A 17,132-nucleotide genomic window follows, 5' to 3' on the forward strand; every position below is an offset into this window, starting at 1 on the left:
GTGATGGAGGGGCGGCGCGTGTTCGAAGACCTCACGGTCGAGGAAAACCTGGTCGCCGCCACCTACGCGCTCAGCGGCCGCAAACACACGCTAACCGGTGCGCCCAAGCCCGACTTCGACCTGGTCTACCGCTACTTCCCGCGCCTGCACGAGCGCCGCAAGGGCCTGGCCGGCTACCTGTCGGGCGGCGAGCAGCAGATGCTGGCCATCGGCCGCGCGCTGATCGCACAGCCCCAGCTGATCCTGCTCGACGAGCCCTCGCTCGGCCTCTCGCCGAAGCTCGTCGAGGACATATTCGGCATCATCGCGCGCATCAACGCCGAGCGCGGCACCAGCATGCTGCTGGTCGAGCAAAACGCCACCGTGGCGCTGGCCGTAGCGCACAGCGGCTACATCATGGAGAACGGCAAGATCGTCATCGACGGCAGCGCAGAGCGCCTGGCCAGCGACCCCGACGTGCGCGAGTTCTATCTCGGCATGGGCGGCGGCGGCGAGGCCAAAAGTTTCAAAGACATCAAGCATTACAAGCGCAGAAAGAGGTGGCTCTCGTGAGCCCGCAAGCACTCCCTGACCTGACCCTGCCGCAGATGCTGCGCGAGCGCGCCCGCAGGACGCCCGAGCGCGTGGCCCTGCGGCAAAAAGACTTTGGCATCTGGAAGCCGCTGACCTGGGCCGGCTACCACGAGCGCGCCGGCCATTTCGGCCTGGGCCTGCAGGCGCTGGGCCTGGGCCACGGCGGCCATGTGGGCGTGCTGTCCGAGAACCGCACCGAGTGGGTGCTCGCGCAGATGGGCGCCGGCCTGGTCGGCGCCGTCGCGGTGGGCGTGTACCCGACGAGCCCGTCGGCCGAGGTGGCTTACGTGGTCGCGCACGCCGACATCGAGGTCATGGTCTGCGAGGACCAGGAACAGACCGACAAGCTGCTCGAAGCGCTCGACCAGCTGCCGCGGCTGCGCAAGATCGTGGTGATCGAACCGAAGGGCCTGCGCAGCTTCGCGCCCGCACAGCGCGGCCTGATCGTGACCTTTGCCGAGGTCGAGCAAGCCGGCGCCGCCGTCGGCAGCAGTGCCGCGATCGACGCGGCGCTGGCGCGCCAGACACTCGACGACATCGGCCTGATGATCTACACCTCGGGGTCGACGGGCAAGCCCAAAGGCGCGATGATTTCCTGGCGCAACATGCGCGGCGTGGTGCCGGGCATTGTGGATCGCCTGGGGATCACGGCCGCAACAAGCCACCTGTCGTACCTGCCGCTGTGCCACGTCGCCGAGCAGATGCTGACCACCTTCGTGCCGATCTACACCGGCGCGCAGGTGCATTTCGGCGAATCGATCCGCACCGTGCAGGAAGACCTGCGCGAGATCGCGCCGACGCTGTTCCTCGGCGTGCCGCGCATCTGGGAAAAGATGCACGCCACCATCAGCATCAAGCTGCACGAGGCCGGGGGCCTGCGCCGCCGGCTGTTCGACCGGGCCTTTGCCGCCTGCGCGCCGCTGGCCGAGAAGCCGCGCAGCGCCTGGAGCCTGGCCGAGCGGCTGACATTCGGCGCCAGCTACTGGCTGATTTTCCGCGCGCTGCAGAACTTCATCGGCCTGCGCCAGGTGCGGGTGGCGCTCACGGGCGCCGCGCCGATCCCGCCCGATGTGGTGCGCTTCTTCCGCGTGCTTGGCGTGCCGCTGATCGAGGTCTATGGTCTGACCGAATCGACCGGCATGGTGCTCGGCCACGACCCGCGCCACGTCGCCATCGGCACCGTCGGCGTTCCGACGCTCGGCGTCGAGCACCGCATCGCCGCCAACGGCGAACTGCAGTTGCGCGGCGAGATGGTGTTTGCCGGCTACTACAAGAACCCCGAGGCCACGGCCGAGACCATCGTGGACGGCTGGCTGCACACCGGCGACGTGGTGCGCGAGGAGCGCGGCCAGCTCCAAATTGTCGACCGTTTGAAGGACATCATGATCACCGCCGGCGGCAAGAACCTCACGCCGTCCGAGATCGAGAACACCATGAAGGGCAGCCCCTACATCAAGGAATGCGTGGTCGTCGCCGAGGGCCGCAGGTTCGTCGGCGCGCTGGTGATGATCGACTACGACACCGTCGGCCAGTGGGCCGAGGGCGAGCGCATCGCGTTCACGCACTTTCGCTCGCTGGTCGAGCTGCCGCAGGTGCGCGCACTGATCGACGCCGAGATCGCGCGCGGCAACCAGCGCCTCGCGCAGGTCTCGCAGATCCGCAAGTTCCATCTTTTACCGAAGGAACTCGACCACGACGACGGCGAAGTCACCGCGACCATGAAGGTGCGGCGCTCGAGCATCTACAAAGCCTACGCCACCGAGATCGAGGCGCTGTACCACTGAGCGCCACGCCGCCCGCCCCGGCGGGCATTTGTCAAAAACAGGAGCACCTGGTGCATGACCTGCAAGCGTTTCATGGCAATCTGTGCCGCAAACGCTTGCCCGGCATGCGCCATGCGCTCCCTTTTCAGGAGTCCTCTATGTCGCCATCTTCTGCCTCTGCCGCCTCCCCCCTCGACGTCGCACGCGAGGGCGCCGTCGCCACGCTGCGCTTCAACCGCCCCGGCGCCCTCAATGCGATCGACGTGCCCATGGCGCAGGCGCTGCTGGCTGCCGTGCGCAGCATCGCCGCCGATGCCAGCGTACGCGCCGTCGTGCTGTGCGGCGCCGGCAAGGGCTTCATGGCCGGCGGCGACCTGGCCACACTGCGCGCCGACCCGGTGCAGGGCGCGGCCGACCTGCTCGGGCCGCTCAACGAGGCCGTGCAGGTGCTGGCCACGCTGAACGCGCCCGTCATCGCCAAGGTGCACGGCGTGGCCGCCGGCGCGGGCTTGGCGCTGATGCTGCAGGCCGACTTCGTGATCGCCGCCGAAGGCACGCGCTTCAACCTGGCCTACATCAACCTGGGCACCAGCTGCGACGTCGGCGCCTCGTGGGCGCTGCCGCGCCTGGTCGGCCTGCGCCACGCGCTCGAGATCGCGCTGCTGGGCGACACGCTCACTGCGCCCGACGCGCTGCGCCTGGGCCTGGTCAACCGCGTGGTGCCGGCCGAGCACCTCGACACCGCTGCCGCCGCGCTGATCGAGCGCATCGCCCACGGGCCGACGCTCGCCTATGGCGCGATGAAGCGGCTGATGCGCGCCGCGTTCGACCGCGACCTGGCCACCCAGCTGCAGGCCGAGGCCAGCGCCTTTGCAGGCTGCGCCGCCACGCACGACATGCGCGCCGGCATCGAGGCCTTCTTCGCCAAGCAGCCCGCGCGTTTCGAAGGCCGCTGAGCCGTTTTTCTTTTGTCTCTGCACCGCTACAAGGATCGCCCAATGGCCTTTCCCGACATCTTCATCCTCAGCACCGCGCGCACCGCCATCGGCACCTTCGGCGGCGCGCTCAAGGACGTGCCCAACACCCAGCTGGCCACCACTGCCGTGCGCGCCGCCATCGAGCGCAGCGGCCTCGCGCCCGCCGCCATCGGCCACGTCGTGATGGGCAACGTGATCCCCACCGACACCAAGGACGCGTATCTCGCGCGCGTCGCCGCCATCGACGCCGGCTGCCCGATCGAGACGCCCGCGTTCAACGTCAACCGCCTGTGCGGCTCGGGCCTGCAGGCCATCGTCTCGGCCGCGCAGGCCATCAGCCATGGCGACTGCGAGATCGCGATTGGCGGCGGCAGCGAATCCATGAGCCGGGGGCCCTACTTCGACACCGCCGCGCGCTACGGCGCGCGCATGGGCGACGCCCGGAGCATCGACTACATGCTCGGCATCCTGCACGACCCCTGGCAGAAGATGCACAGGGGCATCACCGCCGAGAACGTGGCCGAGCGCTACAACATCAGCCGCGAAATGCAGGACCAGCTCGCCGCAGAGAGCCAGCGCCGCGCGGCCCATGCCATCGCCGAGGGGCGCTTCAAGGAGCAGATCGTCCCGGTCGAAATCAAGACGCGCAAGGGCACCGTGCTGTTCGACACCGACGAGCATGTGCGTGCCGGCACCACGCTCGACGTGCTCGCCGGCATGAAGCCCGCGTTTCAGAAAGACGGCGGCACCGTCACCGCCGGCAACGCCTCGGGCATCAACGACGGCGCGGCCGCCGTGGTTCTGGCCTCGGGCGCGCGCGTGCAGGCGCTGGGCCTCAAGCCGCTGGCGCGCCTGGTCGGCTGGGCGCACGCCGGCGTCGAGCCCGCCTACATGGGCATCGGCCCCGTCCCCGCCACGCAAAAGCTGCTGCAGCGCACCGGCCTTACCGTGCAAGACCTCGATGTGATCGAGTCCAACGAAGCCTTCGCCGCGCAGGCCTGCGCCGTGGTCCAGCAGCTCAGCCTCGACCCCGCCCGCGTCAACCCCAACGCTTCGGGCATCTCGCTGGGCCACCCGGTCGGCGCGACGGGCGCCATCATCACGACCAAGGCGATTGCCGAGCTGCACCGCACGGGCGGGCGCCATGCGCTCGTGACCATGTGCATCGGCGGCGGCCAGGGCATTGCCGCCATCTTCGAGCGCGTATGACACGGGGGAATCGGCGGCCAGGCCAGGGTTTGGTATTTTTGGCCTCCAGCCCTTATCCAGTCTGCGCAAGCAGCTACACAAGCCATAGCAACACAGGGCCCATTGCATGCTGACCAACCACTTCCTGAACGCCGACGAGCGTGCCGAACTCGACCTGTTCCGGCAATCGCTCGACCGCTTCTGCGACGCCGAGATCGAGCCCCACTACCGCGACTGGGAGCGCGCGGGCCAGGTGCCGCGCGCCCTGTTCGCGCAACTGGGCGCGCAGGGCTACCTGTGCGCCGACGTGCCCGACGCCTATGGCGGCGCAGGCGCCGGCGCGCACTTCTCGTTCGCCGTGGCCGAGGTGCTCTCGCGCCGCGGCTACGGCGGCCTGGTCGGCGGCCTGCAGGTGCACAGCGACATCGTGCCGCCCTACCTGCTCAACTCCGGCACCGAGGCGCAGCGCGCGCATTGGCTGCCGCGCATGGCGCGCGGCGAGGCGATTGCCGCCATCGGCATGACCGAGCCCGGCGCCGGCAGCGACCTCAAGGCCCTGCGCACCACCGCGCGCCGCGTCAGCGACGCGCTGGGCGACGGCTACGCCATCGACGGCAGCAAGATCTTCATCAGCAACGGCCAGAACTGCGACCTGCTCGTGCTCGCCGCCAAGACCGACCCCGCGGCCGGTGCCAAGGGCGTGAGCCTGTTCCTGGTCGATGCGACCACGCCCGGCTTCACGCGCGGCAAGAACCTCGACAAGATCGGCCAGCACGCAGGCGACACGTCCGAGCTGTTCTTCCACGACATGCGCGTGCCGGCCGACGCCCTGCTCGGCGGCGTCGAGGGCCAGGGCTTCGTGCAGATGATGCGCGAGCTGCCGCGCGAGCGCCTCATCATCGGCGTGCAGGCCGTGCACGGCGCCAAGGGTGCGCTCGCCGCCACGGTGCGCTACGTGCAGGAGCGCCAGGCCTTCGGCCAGCCCCTGGCCCAGTTCCAGAACACCCGCTTCACGCTCGCCCAGTGCGCCACCGAGATCGCCGCCGCCGAGGCCTTCCTGAACGCCAGCGTGCACGCCTATGAACGCGGCGAACTGACCCCCGAGGCCGCGTCGGCACTGAAGCTGCACACCAGCGAACTCATGGGCCGCGTCGCCGACCAGTGCCTGCAGCTGTTCGGCGGCTACGGTTACATGGCCGAATACCCGATCTCCCGCTTCTGGACCGACGCGCGCGTGCTGCGCATCTACGGCGGCACGTCGGAAATCATGAAAGAGCTGGTGGCGCGGGGCTTGTTGGGGCGGTGAAGCGGCGGCTGGTGCCGCACAGAACCGCCAGGGATGATCGATGCACTGCGCATCGCATCGCATGGCTCAAACGATATGGGATACGGATTCCAGGGGGCAAGTTCCTCTCTGGATGGACCCTCGAGCGGCGCGCGGCGGTGGGGGATTCACGACCTGTTCAAAGCGGGTCCATGGTGCTACAACGACCCCATGAGGCAGTGAATGCCTTGCAACTTTGCGGCACCGCCCGCCCTGGTGCCGCCCGGGAGGTCGTATGGATGCCATCAGCAACTTTGCCGCACGCTACGTCCACTTGCGCGAAGAGGAAATGTCGATCGACGAATACCTCGCCCACTGCCAACGCGACCCCACGGCCTATGGCAGTTCTGCCGAGCGCATGCTGGCGGCCATCGGCGAGCCCGAGATGGTGGACACGCGCCAGGATCCGCACCTGTCGCGCCTGTTTGCCAACAAGGTCATCCGCCGCTACCCCGCCTTCGCCGAGTTCTACGGCATGGAGGACGCCATCGAGCAGGTGGTGAGCTTCTTCCGCCATGCGGCCCAGGGACTGGAGGAGCGCAAGCAGATCCTGTACCTGCTGGGCCCGGTGGGTGGGGGCAAGAGCTCGATCGCCGAGCGCCTCAAGCACCTGATGCAGAAGGTGCCGTTCTACGCGCTCAAGGGCTCGCCGGTGAACGAATCCCCGCTGGGGCTGTTCGATCCCGTGGAGGACAGCCCGGTGCTGGAGGAACAGTTCGGCATTCCCCGGCGCTGCCTGCAGCATGTGCTTTCGCCGTGGGCCGTGAAGCGCCTCGAGGAGTATGGCGGCGATATACGCCAGTTCCGCGTCGTCAAGCGCTATCCCAGCATCCTGAAGCAGGTGGCGATTGCCAAGACCGAGCCGGGCGACGAGAACAACCAGGACATCTCCAGCCTAGTGGGCAAGGTGGACATCCGCAAACTGGAAAATTTCGCCCAGGACGACACCGACGCCTACAGCTACTCGGGCGGCCTGTGCCTGGCCAACCAGGGCCTGCTCGAGTTTGTCGAGATGTTCAAGGCGCCCATCAAGGTGCTGCACCCGCTGCTCACCGCCACGCAGGAGGGCAACTACAAGGGCACGGAAGGCTTTGGCGCCATACCGTTCGATGGCATCGTGCTCGCGCACAGCAACGAGAGCGAGTGGAAGGCGTTTCGCAACAACCGCAACAACGAAGCCTTCCTGGACCGCATCTACATCGTCAAGGTGCCCTACTGCCTGCGCGTCTCCGAGGAGGTGAAGATCTACGCGAAGCTGATCCGCGAGTCTTCGCTGGCCCACGCCGTGTGTGCCCCCGGCACGCTCAAGATGATGGCGCAGTTCTCCGTGCTCACGCGGCTGAAGGAACCAGAGAACTCCAGCATCTTCAGCAAGATGCAGGTCTATGACGGCGACAGCCTCAAGGACACGGACCCCCGCGCCAAGAGCTACCAGGAGTACCGCGACTACGCCGGCGTGGACGAGGGCATGGCGGGTATCTCCACCCGCTTTGCCTTCAAGATCCTGGCCAAGGTCTTCAACTACGACAGCACCGAGTTGGCGGCGAACCCGGTGCACCTGATGTATGTGCTGGAGCGGCAGATCGAACGCGAGCAGTTCCCTGCGGAGCTGGAGACCAAGTACATCGGCTACATCAAGGAATACCTCTCGCCGCGCTATGCCGAGTTCATCGGCAAGGAAATCCAGACCGCCTACCTGGAGAGCTACAGCGAGTACGGCCAGAATATCTTCGACCGCTACGTCACCTATGCGGACTACTGGATCCAGGACAGCGAATACCGCGACACCGACACCGGCGAGGTGTTCGATCGCAACGCGCTCAATGCCGAGCTCGAAAAGATCGAAAAACCCGCAGGCATCGCCAACCCCAAGGACTTCCGCAACGAGATCGTCAACTTCGTGCTGCGCGCGCGCGCCAACAACCAGGGCAAGAATCCGAGCTGGACCAGCTACGAGAAGCTGCGTCTGGTGATCGAGAAGAAGATGTTTTCCAACACCGAGGAACTTTTGCCGGTCATCAGCTTCAACGCCAAGGCCAGCGCCGAGGATGCGCGCAAGCACGAGGATTTCGTTACCCGCATGGAGGCCAAGGGCTACACCTCCAAGCAGGTGCGCCTGCTGTGCGAGTGGTACCTGCGCGTGCGCAAGAGCAGCTGACCGGCGCGCCGGCACCATGTAACGCGTGGGAGCACAGATGGCACTGCACATCATCGACCGCAGGCTCTCCGGCAAAAACAAATCGGTGGGCAACCGCGAGCGTTTCGTGCGCCGCTTCAAGGAGCAGATTGCCGAGGCGGTGCGCCGCGCCGTGTCCGAGCGCGACATCCGCCACATCGAGCAGGCCGAGAACATCACCATTCCCCGAAAGGACATCCGCGAGCCGGTGTTCCACCACGGCCCAGGTGGCATCAGCGATACCGTGCACCCCGGCAACAGCGACCATGCGCGCGGTGACCGCATCCCCCGGCCCCGGGGCGCCTCGGGCGGGACGGGCTCCCAGGCCAGCGACAGCGGAGAGGGGGAGGACGACTTCCGCTTCACCCTGTCCAAGGAAGAGTTCATGCAACTGTTCTTTGAAGACCTGGCCCTGCCGCGCCTGCTGCGCACCCATATCGCCGACACACCCCAATACAAGACGCGCCGCGCCGGCTACAGCCACGACGGCACGCCGCACAACCTGGCGGTGCTGCGCACCATGCGCGGCGCTCTGGGCCGGCGCATCGCTTTGACCAAGGCGCCGCACCGCGAGCTGCAGAGCCTGCTGGCACAGCTCGATGTCTTGCTGGCCCAGGACGATGGCACCAGCGCGGCCGTGGCCGAACTTCAGCAGCAGATTGACACCTTGAGGGCGCGCATGGGCAAGGTGGCCTTTCTCGACCCCATAGACCTGCGCTTTCGCAACCGCACCAATTTGCCCGTGCCCAACAGCCAGGCCGTGATGTTCTGCGTGATGGACGTGTCCGGCTCCATGGACCAGGCGCGCAAGGATCTGGCCAAGCGCTTCTTCATCCTGCTGTACCTGTTCCTGACGCGCCACTACGAAAAGATCGACATCGTCTTCATCCGCCACCACACCCAGGCTGCCGAGGTCAGCGAGGACGAGTTCTTCCACTCCACCGAAAGTGGCGGCACGGTGGTCAGCAGCGCGCTGGTGCTGCTCGACCAGATCGTGCGCGCGCGCTACCCCGTGGGCGACTGGAACATCTATGTGGCCCAGGCGAGCGATGGTGACAACTTCCCCAACGACGGTGCCAACTGCCGCAATCTGCTGGTCGAAAAAATCCTGCCGCTGGTGCGTCACTTTGCCTACGTCCAAGTGGTGCAGGAGGAGCAAAACCTCTGGAGGGAATACAGCCGGCTGCTGCCGCTGTTTCCCCACTTCGCCATGCGCAAGGCGTCCGAGCCGGGCGAGATCTACCCCGTGTTTCGCGATTTGTTCAAGAAAGAGGGGGTACCGGTATGAACCTCTCCCTGTACCCCGCGCTGGAACGCCGCGTGGGGCAAAAAACCGGGAAACAGGCCGCTGGAGGAGGGCGCCAGCGCGGCGTGCCCTGTGCCCCCCTGTTGGCCGGGAAGCGCCCGATGCACCCCCTGCCCGACCCCAACGACTGGACCTTCGAGCTGATCGAGCGCTACCACGCCGTCATTGCCGCCACGGCCGAACGCTTTGGTCTGGACACCTACCCCAACCAGCTCGAAATCATCAGCGCCGAGCAGATGATGGACGCCTATGCCAGCGCGGGCATGCCGGTCAACTACCGCCACTGGAGCTACGGCAAGGAATTCCTGGCCACCGAGCGGCGCTATCGGCGGGGCCACATGGGGCTGGCCTATGAGATCGTCATCAACGCCAACCCCTGCATCAGCTATTTGATGGAGGAAAACACCACGGCCATGCAGGCACTGGTGATTGCCCACGCGGCCTATGGGCACAACAGCTTTTTCAAGAACAACTATCTGTTCAGCATGTGGGCGGATTCTGGCAGCATCATCGACTACCTGGTCTATGCCCGTGACTTCGTCGCCCAATGCGAGGAGCGTTATGGATGGGCGGCCGTGGAGCAGTTGCTCGATTCCTGCCACGCCCTGGCCAACTTCGGTGTCGACCGCTATTGCCGTCCGTCCAAGAAAAGCCTGGCACGCGAGCGCGCCGAACTCGAGCAGCGTGAAGCCTACGTGCAGCAGCAGGTCAACGTGCTGTGGCGCACCTTGCCAACACGCCGGGGCAAGGACAGCGCGGCACGGGAAACCGAGCGTTTCCCCAAGGAGCCAGAGGAAAACATCCTGTACTTCATTGAAAAAAACGCTCCCCTGCTGGAGCCCTGGCAGCGCGAGATCGTGCGCATCGTGCGCAAGATTGCCCAGTATTTCTACCCGCAGCGCCAGACCCAGGTGATGAACGAGGGCTGGGCCACGTTTTGGCACTACACCTTGCTCAATACCTTGTACGACGAGGGCTGGCTCACCGACGGCGTGATGATCGAATGGCTCTCCTCGCACACCAACGTGATCTACCAGCCGCCCCCCGGTCACCGAGCCTACAGCGGCATCAACCCCTATGCCCTGGGCTTTGCGATGTACCGCGACATCCGGCGCATCTGCCAGAGCCCCAGCGCAGAGGACAGGCTCTGGTTCCCCGACATCGCCGGCGCGCCCTGGCTGCCAGCGCTGCACCACGCCATGCAGAACTTCAAGGACGAGAGCTTCATCGGCCAGTTCCTGAGTCCGCAGCTGATGCGCGACATGCGCCTGTTCGCCATCCACGACGACGCCAGCCAGAGGGAACTGCTGGTCAGCGCCATCCATGACGAGGATGGCTACCGCTTGCTGCGCCAGACTCTGTCGCAGCAATACGACCTGGGGGTTCGCGAGCCCAACATCCAGGTCTGGAACGTGAACCTGCGCGGCGACCGCTGCCTGACCCTGCGCCATACCCAGTACCAAGGCCGGCCGCTGGCCGACGATGCGCTGGAGGTGCTCAAACATGTGGCACGCCTGTGGGGCTTTGGCGTGCAGATCGAAAGCGTCAACGGCGACGGCGAGCTGCCGATGCTGCTGCACCGCGTGCCAGCGCCCCCTATCTGAGGATGTGCGGCAGGCCGCCGAAACCTCTCTCTGCGCCCGCTGTGCTGGGAGGCAGGACAGAAAGAGCCGGCGGAGAGCCGGTGGCACGGGGTGTTGGGCGGCAAGGCGGTCGCTGTCCCGACACGGCCACTGGCGGCATCGGCCTAATTTCCCAAAAGGGACGCCTTCAGGCTACTTGGACGCAGGGACTGCCGCAGCGGCTTTGGAGGTGGTGTGTTCCGTTTGCGCCTCCGTCTTGGCTTTCTTTGCCGCAGCGTGGTGGCCGACAGCGCAACCGGCGGCAGCACCCAACAAAGCGTGGTGACCGGCGACATGCCCTGCCGCGCCACCGACTGCTGCCCCCGTCAGGCACCCTTTGGCCTGGGCCAGGGGTGCGGCAGCCCATAAGGCGGCTGTTGAAGCGGCGATACACACCACCTTCAGCATCGAGAAATTTCTGACCATGGACAATCTCCTTCGCGCAGCCAAAGCGACCGCGAGGTTTCTGGGATTCGCGGCGCAAACCAATGATTCCCGCATGTCCGTGGATGGAGACCCCGTCCTACACAGCACGGACTCTCCGTGCGTTCGGGACCGGCGCCCGACGACCGCATCGATCCCGTTGCCGGCGCCCACGCTGCTGTCTCGCGGCGATGGTCCAAAAGACAGCCGTTGGCGCACATGCCAAAATCGCCAAAGCGATAGACGGCGAAAACACACCACGCATCCCCCGCTTCACCCGAGCGGGATGTTCTGCTCCAGCCGCTTGCCCATGCTGATGCGCGGCTCCACACGGTAGCCCAGCGTGGCGTAGAAGCCCGCGACGGCGGCGTTGCCTTCGACGATCTGCAGGTTGACCTTCATGCAGCCGAGCGCGGCCAGCGCCTGCTCGGCGTGGCGGATCAGCGCGGCGCCCAGGCCCTGGCCGCGGTGCGCGGGGTGCACGGCCACCGAATACAGCCAGCCGCGGTGGCCGTCGTAGCCCGCCAGGGTAGTGCCGACCACGGCGCCGTCGCCATCGTCCAGGCAGACGAAGAACAGGCCGTTGCCCAGTGCGCGCTTCTTGGCGATCGACAGCGCCGGTGCGTTGTGCCCGGTCTGCGGGCCAAACACGGTGTTCCAGAGGGCGATCACGCCGGCCTCGTGCGCGGCGTGCAGGTAAGAGCTGATGTGGGGCATGGAGGGCGGGCCGTGTGTACCGAACCAGGTCGGGTTAAGGTGGGGCCACGATAGCTGGGATCAGCGACCCAAGGCTGCGCAAGGAAAGTAGATTTTGGTCTTTTTGGCACCTATCCCTTACCCTGTATGCGCTGGAAGCTATGGAAAACTGAGCAAAAAGGCACCGCAAGATGGAAACCACCCCTTCCCACAGCTGGTTCTTCTGGGCCGCGCTGTCGGCCATTTTCGCCGCGCTCACGGCGATCTTTGCCAAGGTCGGCCTCCAGGGCGTGGACTCGGACCTCGCCACGCTGGTGCGCACCGCCATCATTGTTCTGGTGCTCACGGGCTTTGTCTGGTACGCGGGCAAGTGGAGCGATCCGCTGCAGCTGCCGGGCAAGACCTGGGCGTTCCTGACGCTGTCGGCGCTGGCCACCGGCGCGTCGTGGGTGTGTTATTTCCGCGCGCTGCAACTGGGCGAAGCGTCCAAAGTGGCGCCGGTGGACAAGTTCAGCCTGGTGCTGGTGGCGGTGTTCGCCTTTGTGTTCCTTGGCGAGCGCCCGTCGGGCACCAGCTGGCTGGGCATCGCGCTGGTCGCGGCGGGCGTGCTGGTGCTGGCGATCAAGCGCTAGCGCGCCGCCATGGCGCGCCGCGCCACGGTTTTTACAGCGACAGGATCGACACCGACTTGGTCACCAAATACGACTCGAGCGCTTCGGGGCCGCCCTCGGAGCCATAACCCGAGTCCTTGACGCCGCCAAACGGCATTTCGGCCGACGCGGCCGGGCCCTGGTTGACCCAGAGCATGCCCACGTCGAGCCGCTGCGCGAGCTGCTGCGCGGTCTTGATCGACTGCGTGAACGCATAGCTGGCCAAGCCGTAGGGCAGGCGGTTGGCCTCGGCCAGCGCTTCGTCGAGCGTGTCGAAGCCGCGGATCGCGGCGACCGGGCCGAACGGCTCGTTGTTGAACACGCTCGCGTCGAGCGGCACGCCGGCCAGGATCGTCGGGGCGAAGAAGTTGCCGGCGCTGCCGATGCGTTCGCCGCCCGTGAGCACCTCGGCGCCCTTGGCTTTGGCGTCCTGCAGGACTTCGGCCAGCGCCGTGAGGCGGCGCGGGTTGGCGAGCGGGCCCATGCGCGTGGCGGCGTCGAGGCCGTTGCCTACCTTCAGCTGTTCGGCGTACCGCACCATGCCGTCGGTGAAGGCCTGGCGCACGCTGTTGTGCACCAGAAAGCGCGTCGGCGAGATGCAGACCTGGCCGGCGTTGCGGAACTTGGCGCCCGCCATGGCCTTGATGGCCGCGGCCACGTCGGCATCCTCGGCGACGATGACCGGCGCGTGGCCGCCCAGCTCCATGGTCGAGCGCTTCATGTGCTGGCCTGCGAGCGCGGCCAGCTGCTTGCCCACGGCCGTCGAGCCCGTGAACGTGATCTTGCGGATGACCGGGTGCGCAATCAGGTACGACGAGATCTCCGCCGGGTCGCCGAACACCAGGCCGACCGTGCCCGCGGGCACGCCAGCATCGACGAAGGCCTGCAGCAGCGCGGCCGGCGCGGCCGGGGTTTCCTCGGGCGCCTTGACGAGGAACGAGCAGCCGGTGGCCAGCGCCGCGCCAAGCTTGCGCACGATCTGGTTGACCGGAAAGTTCCAGGGCGTGAACGCGGCCACGGGGCCGACGGGCTCCTTGAGCACCAGCTGCTGCACATCGAGGCGGCGCGGCGGCACGATGCGGCCGTAGACGCGCAGGCCTTCGTCGGCAAACCAGTCGAGGATGTCGGCGCCGGCCAGCACCTCGCCGCGCGCCTCGGCAATCGGCTTGCCCTGCTCCTGCGTGAGCAGCTGCGCAATGGCGTCGGCGCGCGCGCGCACCAGCGCGGCGGCGCGGCGCATGGTCTGCGCGCGCTCGTGGGCGGGCGTGTTGCGCCAGGCCTCGAAGCCGCGCTGCGCAGCCGCGAGCGCGCGGTCCAGGTCAACGCGGCCCGCGTGCGCCACCTGCGCCATGGCGGCGCCCGTGGCGGGGTTGACGACGTCGATGCGCCGGCCGCTCTGCGCGTCCTGCCATTCGTTGTCGATCAGCAGGCGGGTGTCGGGATAGCTGGCGGTCGGGGCGGGGGTGGATGTGCTGCTCATGGGACCTCGCGGTGGTGGTGGGCGGTGACAGGAAAAAGACCGGGCCGGCGTGCGGCGGCGGGCCGGCAGGGGTGCGGGCCATTGTGCCGGCGCCGCCGCCCCTGCGCTGTAGCGCGCGCGTCAGAACGGCGCGGATTCGGGGTCGGTGTCGGCCGGCGCCGTGGCCGGGCCGGTGACGGTGCGCGGCGCAGCGCCGGCGCTGCCCGCGGGGGCCGCACCGGCGCCGATGCCGCGCTCGCTCTCGCCGCCCAGCGCCTCGATCAGGTCGGGGATCAGCTTGGTGAGCTCGCCCGTGGCAATCGCCACGTCGGCGTCGAAGCCGCCGTCGTCCTTGCCCTTGCCGTCCAGCACGGCATCGAGGAACGCGAGCTTCTTGATCTGCAGGCCCTCGGTGAGCAGGAACGACACGCGGTCGTCCCAGCTCAGCGCGAGCTTGGTCGGCAGCTTGCCGGCGGCGATGTGCGCCTGTACCTCCTCAATGTCGAGCGGGTGGCGCGCGTAGCGCACCACGGCCTTTTCTTCGTCGGCGGCCTTGAGCTCGCACTCGCGGTCCACGGTGAAGCCCACGGGCGCCTCTTGCGTTGCCAGCCAGTGCGCCATCGCCGCCTGCGGCGAGGTCTGCGTGTCCAGCAGCGACACCGACAGGCCCGGCAGCGCCTCGACCAGCGCCGTCACGACCTCGTCGGCACGGCCCTGGCTCGCGGTGTCGAGCACCAGAAACCGCGCCTCGCGGTCGATCCACACCCACATCGAGCCCTGCTTGGTGAACGCCATCGGCAGCAGGTCGAGCTTGGCCTCGTCCTTGAGCTCCTTGGCCTCCTTCTTGCCCGGCTTGCGGCCGGTTTCCTGCTCGATGCGCGCAGCCTTTTCCTGCACGCGGCGCGCCAGCACCGAGCCCGGCAGCACCTTGGACTCGACCATGAAGCGCAGCACCCACTGCCCGCCCACGGATTCGGCCAGCGGGCCGTGCGCCTCGCCGCGCGGCGGCACCCAGCCCCAGGCGCGCTCTTGCGTGGCGCCGCACTCCATGAACGGCGCCTTGGCCAGCGCCTCTTCGATTTGTTCCAGCCCGATCTGCCACTGCGGCGCGATGCGGTACACGATCATGTTCTTGAACACGGACACCCTTTATCTCTGGCGGGTCGGAAAGCAACCCCAAGCGCAGCATTGTCGGTGCAGCCCCCGGGCCGGTCGCACCGGCAGGGGCCACCGGCCCCGCAAAGCACTCTGTTTTTCATAGCTATCAGCGCTTTCTCAAAAAGCGCTGGAGGCCGATTTCATGGGAAACACACAGCGTCGCATCAACGGCCGCTTGTCACAACTTTACACAGCCTCACCCATTCCTCATGGGCCCGATACAGAGCGGGAAGACACTGGCCCTCAACCGCTGGCACGGTCGTACCGGCGGGCCACCCATCGAAAGGACTTCCCCATGTCTCGCTTCAACCGCCGCCTCCTCGCCACCGCCGTGGCCGCCGCCATGGCCCTGCCGGTGCTCGCCCAGGTGCCCGCCAACAGCCCGGCACCCGCCCAGGCCGAGACCGCCCCCGCACGCAGCGCGGGTCAACCGATGCGCCCGAACGCCCAGCAACGCGAGCAGATGCGGGAAAAAATGCACGAGCGCATGGCCGCCTTCAAGCAAAAGCTGCAGCTCACTGCCGCGCAAGAGAACGACTGGAACACCTTCACGGCGGCCATGAAACCCGGTGAGCGCACCGCGCGCCTGGACATGCAAGGCATGGGCCAGCTGACCACGCCCGAGCGCATTGACCGCATGCGCGCCATCCGCGCCCAGCGCAGCGCCGAGGCCGACCGCCGCGGCGAGGCCACCAAGGCCTTCTATGCCACGCTGACGCCACAGCAGCAAAAAACCTTTGACGCGCAAAGCCTGCGCATGGGCGGCGGGCGCGAAGGCGGCCGCTGGCACCACGGCGAAGGGCGCAAGGGCTCCGAAGGCCCTGGCCACCGCCATGGCATGCACCACGGCAAGGCGGGCGGCCCCACCACCCCGGCCCAGGCACCCGCCGCGCAGTAACACGCCGCCCTGCTCTTTCACGGCCCCTGTGCATTCGCTGCGCAGGGGCCGTGCCTTTTGGGCGCACCGCCTCTACACTGGCCTGCACGGGGTGCCCGGTGCGCATCCCGAGGAGTTGCGCCATGGTCCGTGCCTTGTCCTCTCTTGACCTGCCCCCAGCCGCGCGCCATGCAGCGGCCCACGCCGCCCATAGGCGGCGGCCGGTGCAGCGGCTGGCGCGCACCGCCGCCCTGGCCGGCGCCATGCTGTCCACCGGCGCCCACGCCCAACTCCTCGAAACACCCAGCGTCTACCTGCAGGCCGGCTGGGCGGGCCACCACAGCGCGTCGCTCACGCTGGGCACCACCCGGCCCTGGGCGGGCTGGGAGCGCCGCATGGGCGCGGGCGTGCTCACCGGCCACTGGAACCTGTACGCCAGCCAGTGGCGCAGCGAGCGCGCCAATGGGCGCGAACACAGCACCGTGCTCGGACTGGTTCCGACCCTGCGCCTGCACCCCGGCGGTGGGCGCTCCCGCTGGTTCATCGAAGGCGGCCTGGGCCTGGCCTTGTTCGACCGCCTCTACAGCGCGGGCGACCGCCATTTCAGCTCCCGCGTGAATTTCGACACGCACATTGGCGTAGGTGGCCAGTGGGGCGAACAGGGGCGGAACGAGTGGCTGCTGCAGCTGCAGCACGTGTCCAACGGCGGATTCAAGCAGCCCAACCCGGGCGAAAACTTCCTGCAGCTGCGCTATGCGCGGCATTTTTGACCCCTGTGGATAAACCTGGGGGCAAAAACCGGGGAAACGTGCACTTATCCACAGAAAAATGAAAGTCTCCGCACTTATGCCCAATGCACTTCGGCCATAAGGGAGCCGGGCGCACACGGTTAGACAATGCGCAAGCCCTTGTGGCGGCTGAGGAAAACGACGTTGTCCAC

At 67.3% G+C, this 17,132-nt stretch carries 15 protein-coding genes; 11 read left to right on the top strand and 4 right to left on the bottom strand.

Features of this window, described 5'->3' with window-relative positions; translation table 11 throughout:
- From B2J89_RS09975 to B2J89_RS10010, 8 genes are all read left to right on the top strand, one after another.
- The coding region (locus tag B2J89_RS09975) for an ABC transporter ATP-binding protein (RefSeq protein ID WP_169168927.1) at positions 1–552 on the top strand (552 nt) is incomplete at its 5' end.
- A gap of 35 nt (positions 553–587) precedes the next feature.
- The gene (locus tag B2J89_RS09980) at positions 588–2,357 is read left to right on the top strand and encodes a long-chain fatty acid--CoA ligase (protein ID WP_169168949.1); all 1,770 of its coding nucleotides are present in this window, start codon (positions 588–590) and stop codon (positions 2,355–2,357) included.
- Between the two features lie 137 nt (positions 2,358–2,494).
- The gene (locus B2J89_RS09985; RefSeq protein ID WP_169168928.1) at positions 2,495–3,292 is read left to right on the top strand and encodes an enoyl-CoA hydratase/isomerase family protein; all 798 of its coding nucleotides are present in this window, start codon (positions 2,495–2,497) and stop codon (positions 3,290–3,292) included.
- A 42-nt stretch (positions 3,293–3,334) separates the two neighbouring features.
- Positions 3,335–4,522, top strand: a complete 1,188-nt coding sequence (locus tag B2J89_RS09990; RefSeq protein WP_169168929.1) for an acetyl-CoA C-acyltransferase family protein — start codon at positions 3,335–3,337, stop codon at positions 4,520–4,522.
- Between the two features lie 106 nt (positions 4,523–4,628).
- Entirely contained in the window at positions 4,629–5,807 is a 1,179-nt protein-coding gene (locus B2J89_RS09995; RefSeq protein ID WP_169168930.1) for an acyl-CoA dehydrogenase family protein, read from the top strand.
- A gap of 253 nt (positions 5,808–6,060) precedes the next feature.
- Positions 6,061–7,983 carry a PrkA family serine protein kinase gene (locus B2J89_RS10000; protein ID WP_169168931.1) on the top strand — a complete coding sequence of 641 codons (1,923 nt, stop codon included), beginning with the start codon at positions 6,061–6,063 and terminating at the stop codon, positions 7,981–7,983.
- A gap of 37 nt (positions 7,984–8,020) precedes the next feature.
- The gene (locus B2J89_RS10005) at positions 8,021–9,289 is read left to right on the top strand and encodes a YeaH/YhbH family protein (protein ID WP_169168932.1); all 1,269 of its coding nucleotides are present in this window, start codon (positions 8,021–8,023) and stop codon (positions 9,287–9,289) included.
- Entirely contained in the window at positions 9,286–10,911 is a 1,626-nt protein-coding gene (locus B2J89_RS10010; RefSeq protein WP_169168933.1) for a SpoVR family protein, read from the top strand. The genes B2J89_RS10005 and B2J89_RS10010 overlap by 4 nt, the downstream gene beginning before the upstream one ends.
- Before the next feature lie 171 nt (positions 10,912–11,082).
- Here the strand turns inward: B2J89_RS10010 and B2J89_RS10015 are convergent, their stop codons facing one another.
- Together B2J89_RS10015 and B2J89_RS10020 are read right to left on the bottom strand one after the other, a co-directional pair.
- Positions 11,083–11,334, bottom strand: a complete 252-nt coding sequence (locus tag B2J89_RS10015; RefSeq protein ID WP_371809058.1) for a hypothetical protein — start codon at positions 11,332–11,334, stop codon at positions 11,083–11,085.
- 291 nt (positions 11,335–11,625) lie between these two features.
- On the bottom strand, positions 11,626–12,069 hold the full coding sequence (locus B2J89_RS10020) for a GNAT family acetyltransferase (RefSeq protein ID WP_169168934.1): 444 nt from the start codon (positions 12,067–12,069) through the stop codon (positions 11,626–11,628).
- Between the two features lie 170 nt (positions 12,070–12,239).
- Here B2J89_RS10020 and B2J89_RS10025 point away from each other — a divergent pair, with 170 nt between their 5' ends.
- On the top strand, positions 12,240–12,680 hold the full coding sequence (locus tag B2J89_RS10025; protein ID WP_169168935.1) for an EamA family transporter: 441 nt from the start codon (positions 12,240–12,242) through the stop codon (positions 12,678–12,680).
- 31 nt (positions 12,681–12,711) lie between these two features.
- On the opposite strand, the gene B2J89_RS10030 is transcribed toward B2J89_RS10025, so the two are convergent.
- Positions 12,712–14,178, bottom strand: a complete 1,467-nt coding sequence (locus B2J89_RS10030) for an NAD-dependent succinate-semialdehyde dehydrogenase (RefSeq protein ID WP_169168936.1) — start codon at positions 14,176–14,178, stop codon at positions 12,712–12,714.
- Positions 14,179–14,298: 120 nt separating this feature from the next.
- The gene (locus tag B2J89_RS10035) at positions 14,299–15,297 is read right to left on the bottom strand and encodes a recombination-associated protein RdgC (RefSeq protein ID WP_169168937.1); all 999 of its coding nucleotides are present in this window, start codon (positions 15,295–15,297) and stop codon (positions 14,299–14,301) included.
- 313 nt (positions 15,298–15,610) lie between these two features.
- Here B2J89_RS10035 and B2J89_RS10040 point away from each other — a divergent pair, with 313 nt between their 5' ends.
- Both B2J89_RS10040 and B2J89_RS10045 read left to right on the top strand, forming a co-directional pair.
- Positions 15,611–16,213: a Spy/CpxP family protein refolding chaperone gene (locus B2J89_RS10040; protein WP_169168938.1), complete on the top strand. Its 603-nt coding sequence runs from the start codon at positions 15,611–15,613 to the stop codon at positions 16,211–16,213.
- Between the two features lie 122 nt (positions 16,214–16,335).
- The gene (locus B2J89_RS10045; protein ID WP_240964833.1) at positions 16,336–16,962 is read left to right on the top strand and encodes an acyloxyacyl hydrolase; all 627 of its coding nucleotides are present in this window, start codon (positions 16,336–16,338) and stop codon (positions 16,960–16,962) included.
- Positions 16,963–17,132 lie beyond the last annotated feature (170 nt).

The sequence above is a fragment of the Acidovorax sp. SRB_24 genome (assembly GCF_012931925.1).

What these genes read in the sequence shown, in the direction of transcription:
- B2J89_RS09980 (WP_169168949.1), top strand. Translation starts at nt 588, where the DNA reads ATGCTGCGCGAGCGCGCCCGCAGGACGCCCGAGCGCGTGGCCCTGCGG.
- B2J89_RS09985 (WP_169168928.1), top strand. Translation starts at nt 2,495, where the DNA reads ATGTCGCCATCTTCTGCCTCTGCCGCCTCCCCCCTCGACGTCGCACGC.
- B2J89_RS09990 (WP_169168929.1), top strand. Translation starts at nt 3,335, where the DNA reads ATGGCCTTTCCCGACATCTTCATCCTCAGCACCGCGCGCACCGCCATC.
- B2J89_RS09995 (WP_169168930.1), top strand. Translation starts at nt 4,629, where the DNA reads ATGCTGACCAACCACTTCCTGAACGCCGACGAGCGTGCCGAACTCGAC.
- B2J89_RS10000 (WP_169168931.1), top strand. Translation starts at nt 6,061, where the DNA reads ATGGATGCCATCAGCAACTTTGCCGCACGCTACGTCCACTTGCGCGAA.
- B2J89_RS10005 (WP_169168932.1), top strand. Translation starts at nt 8,021, where the DNA reads ATGGCACTGCACATCATCGACCGCAGGCTCTCCGGCAAAAACAAATCG.
- B2J89_RS10010 (WP_169168933.1), top strand. Translation starts at nt 9,286, where the DNA reads ATGAACCTCTCCCTGTACCCCGCGCTGGAACGCCGCGTGGGGCAAAAA.
- B2J89_RS10020 (WP_169168934.1), bottom strand. Translation starts at nt 12,069, where the DNA reads ATGCCCCACATCAGCTCTTACCTGCACGCCGCGCACGAGGCCGGCGTG.
- B2J89_RS10025 (WP_169168935.1), top strand. Translation starts at nt 12,240, where the DNA reads ATGGAAACCACCCCTTCCCACAGCTGGTTCTTCTGGGCCGCGCTGTCG.
- B2J89_RS10030 (WP_169168936.1), bottom strand. Translation starts at nt 14,178, where the DNA reads ATGAGCAGCACATCCACCCCCGCCCCGACCGCCAGCTATCCCGACACC.
- B2J89_RS10040 (WP_169168938.1), top strand. Translation starts at nt 15,611, where the DNA reads ATGTCTCGCTTCAACCGCCGCCTCCTCGCCACCGCCGTGGCCGCCGCC.
- B2J89_RS10045 (WP_240964833.1), top strand. Translation starts at nt 16,336, where the DNA reads ATGGTCCGTGCCTTGTCCTCTCTTGACCTGCCCCCAGCCGCGCGCCAT.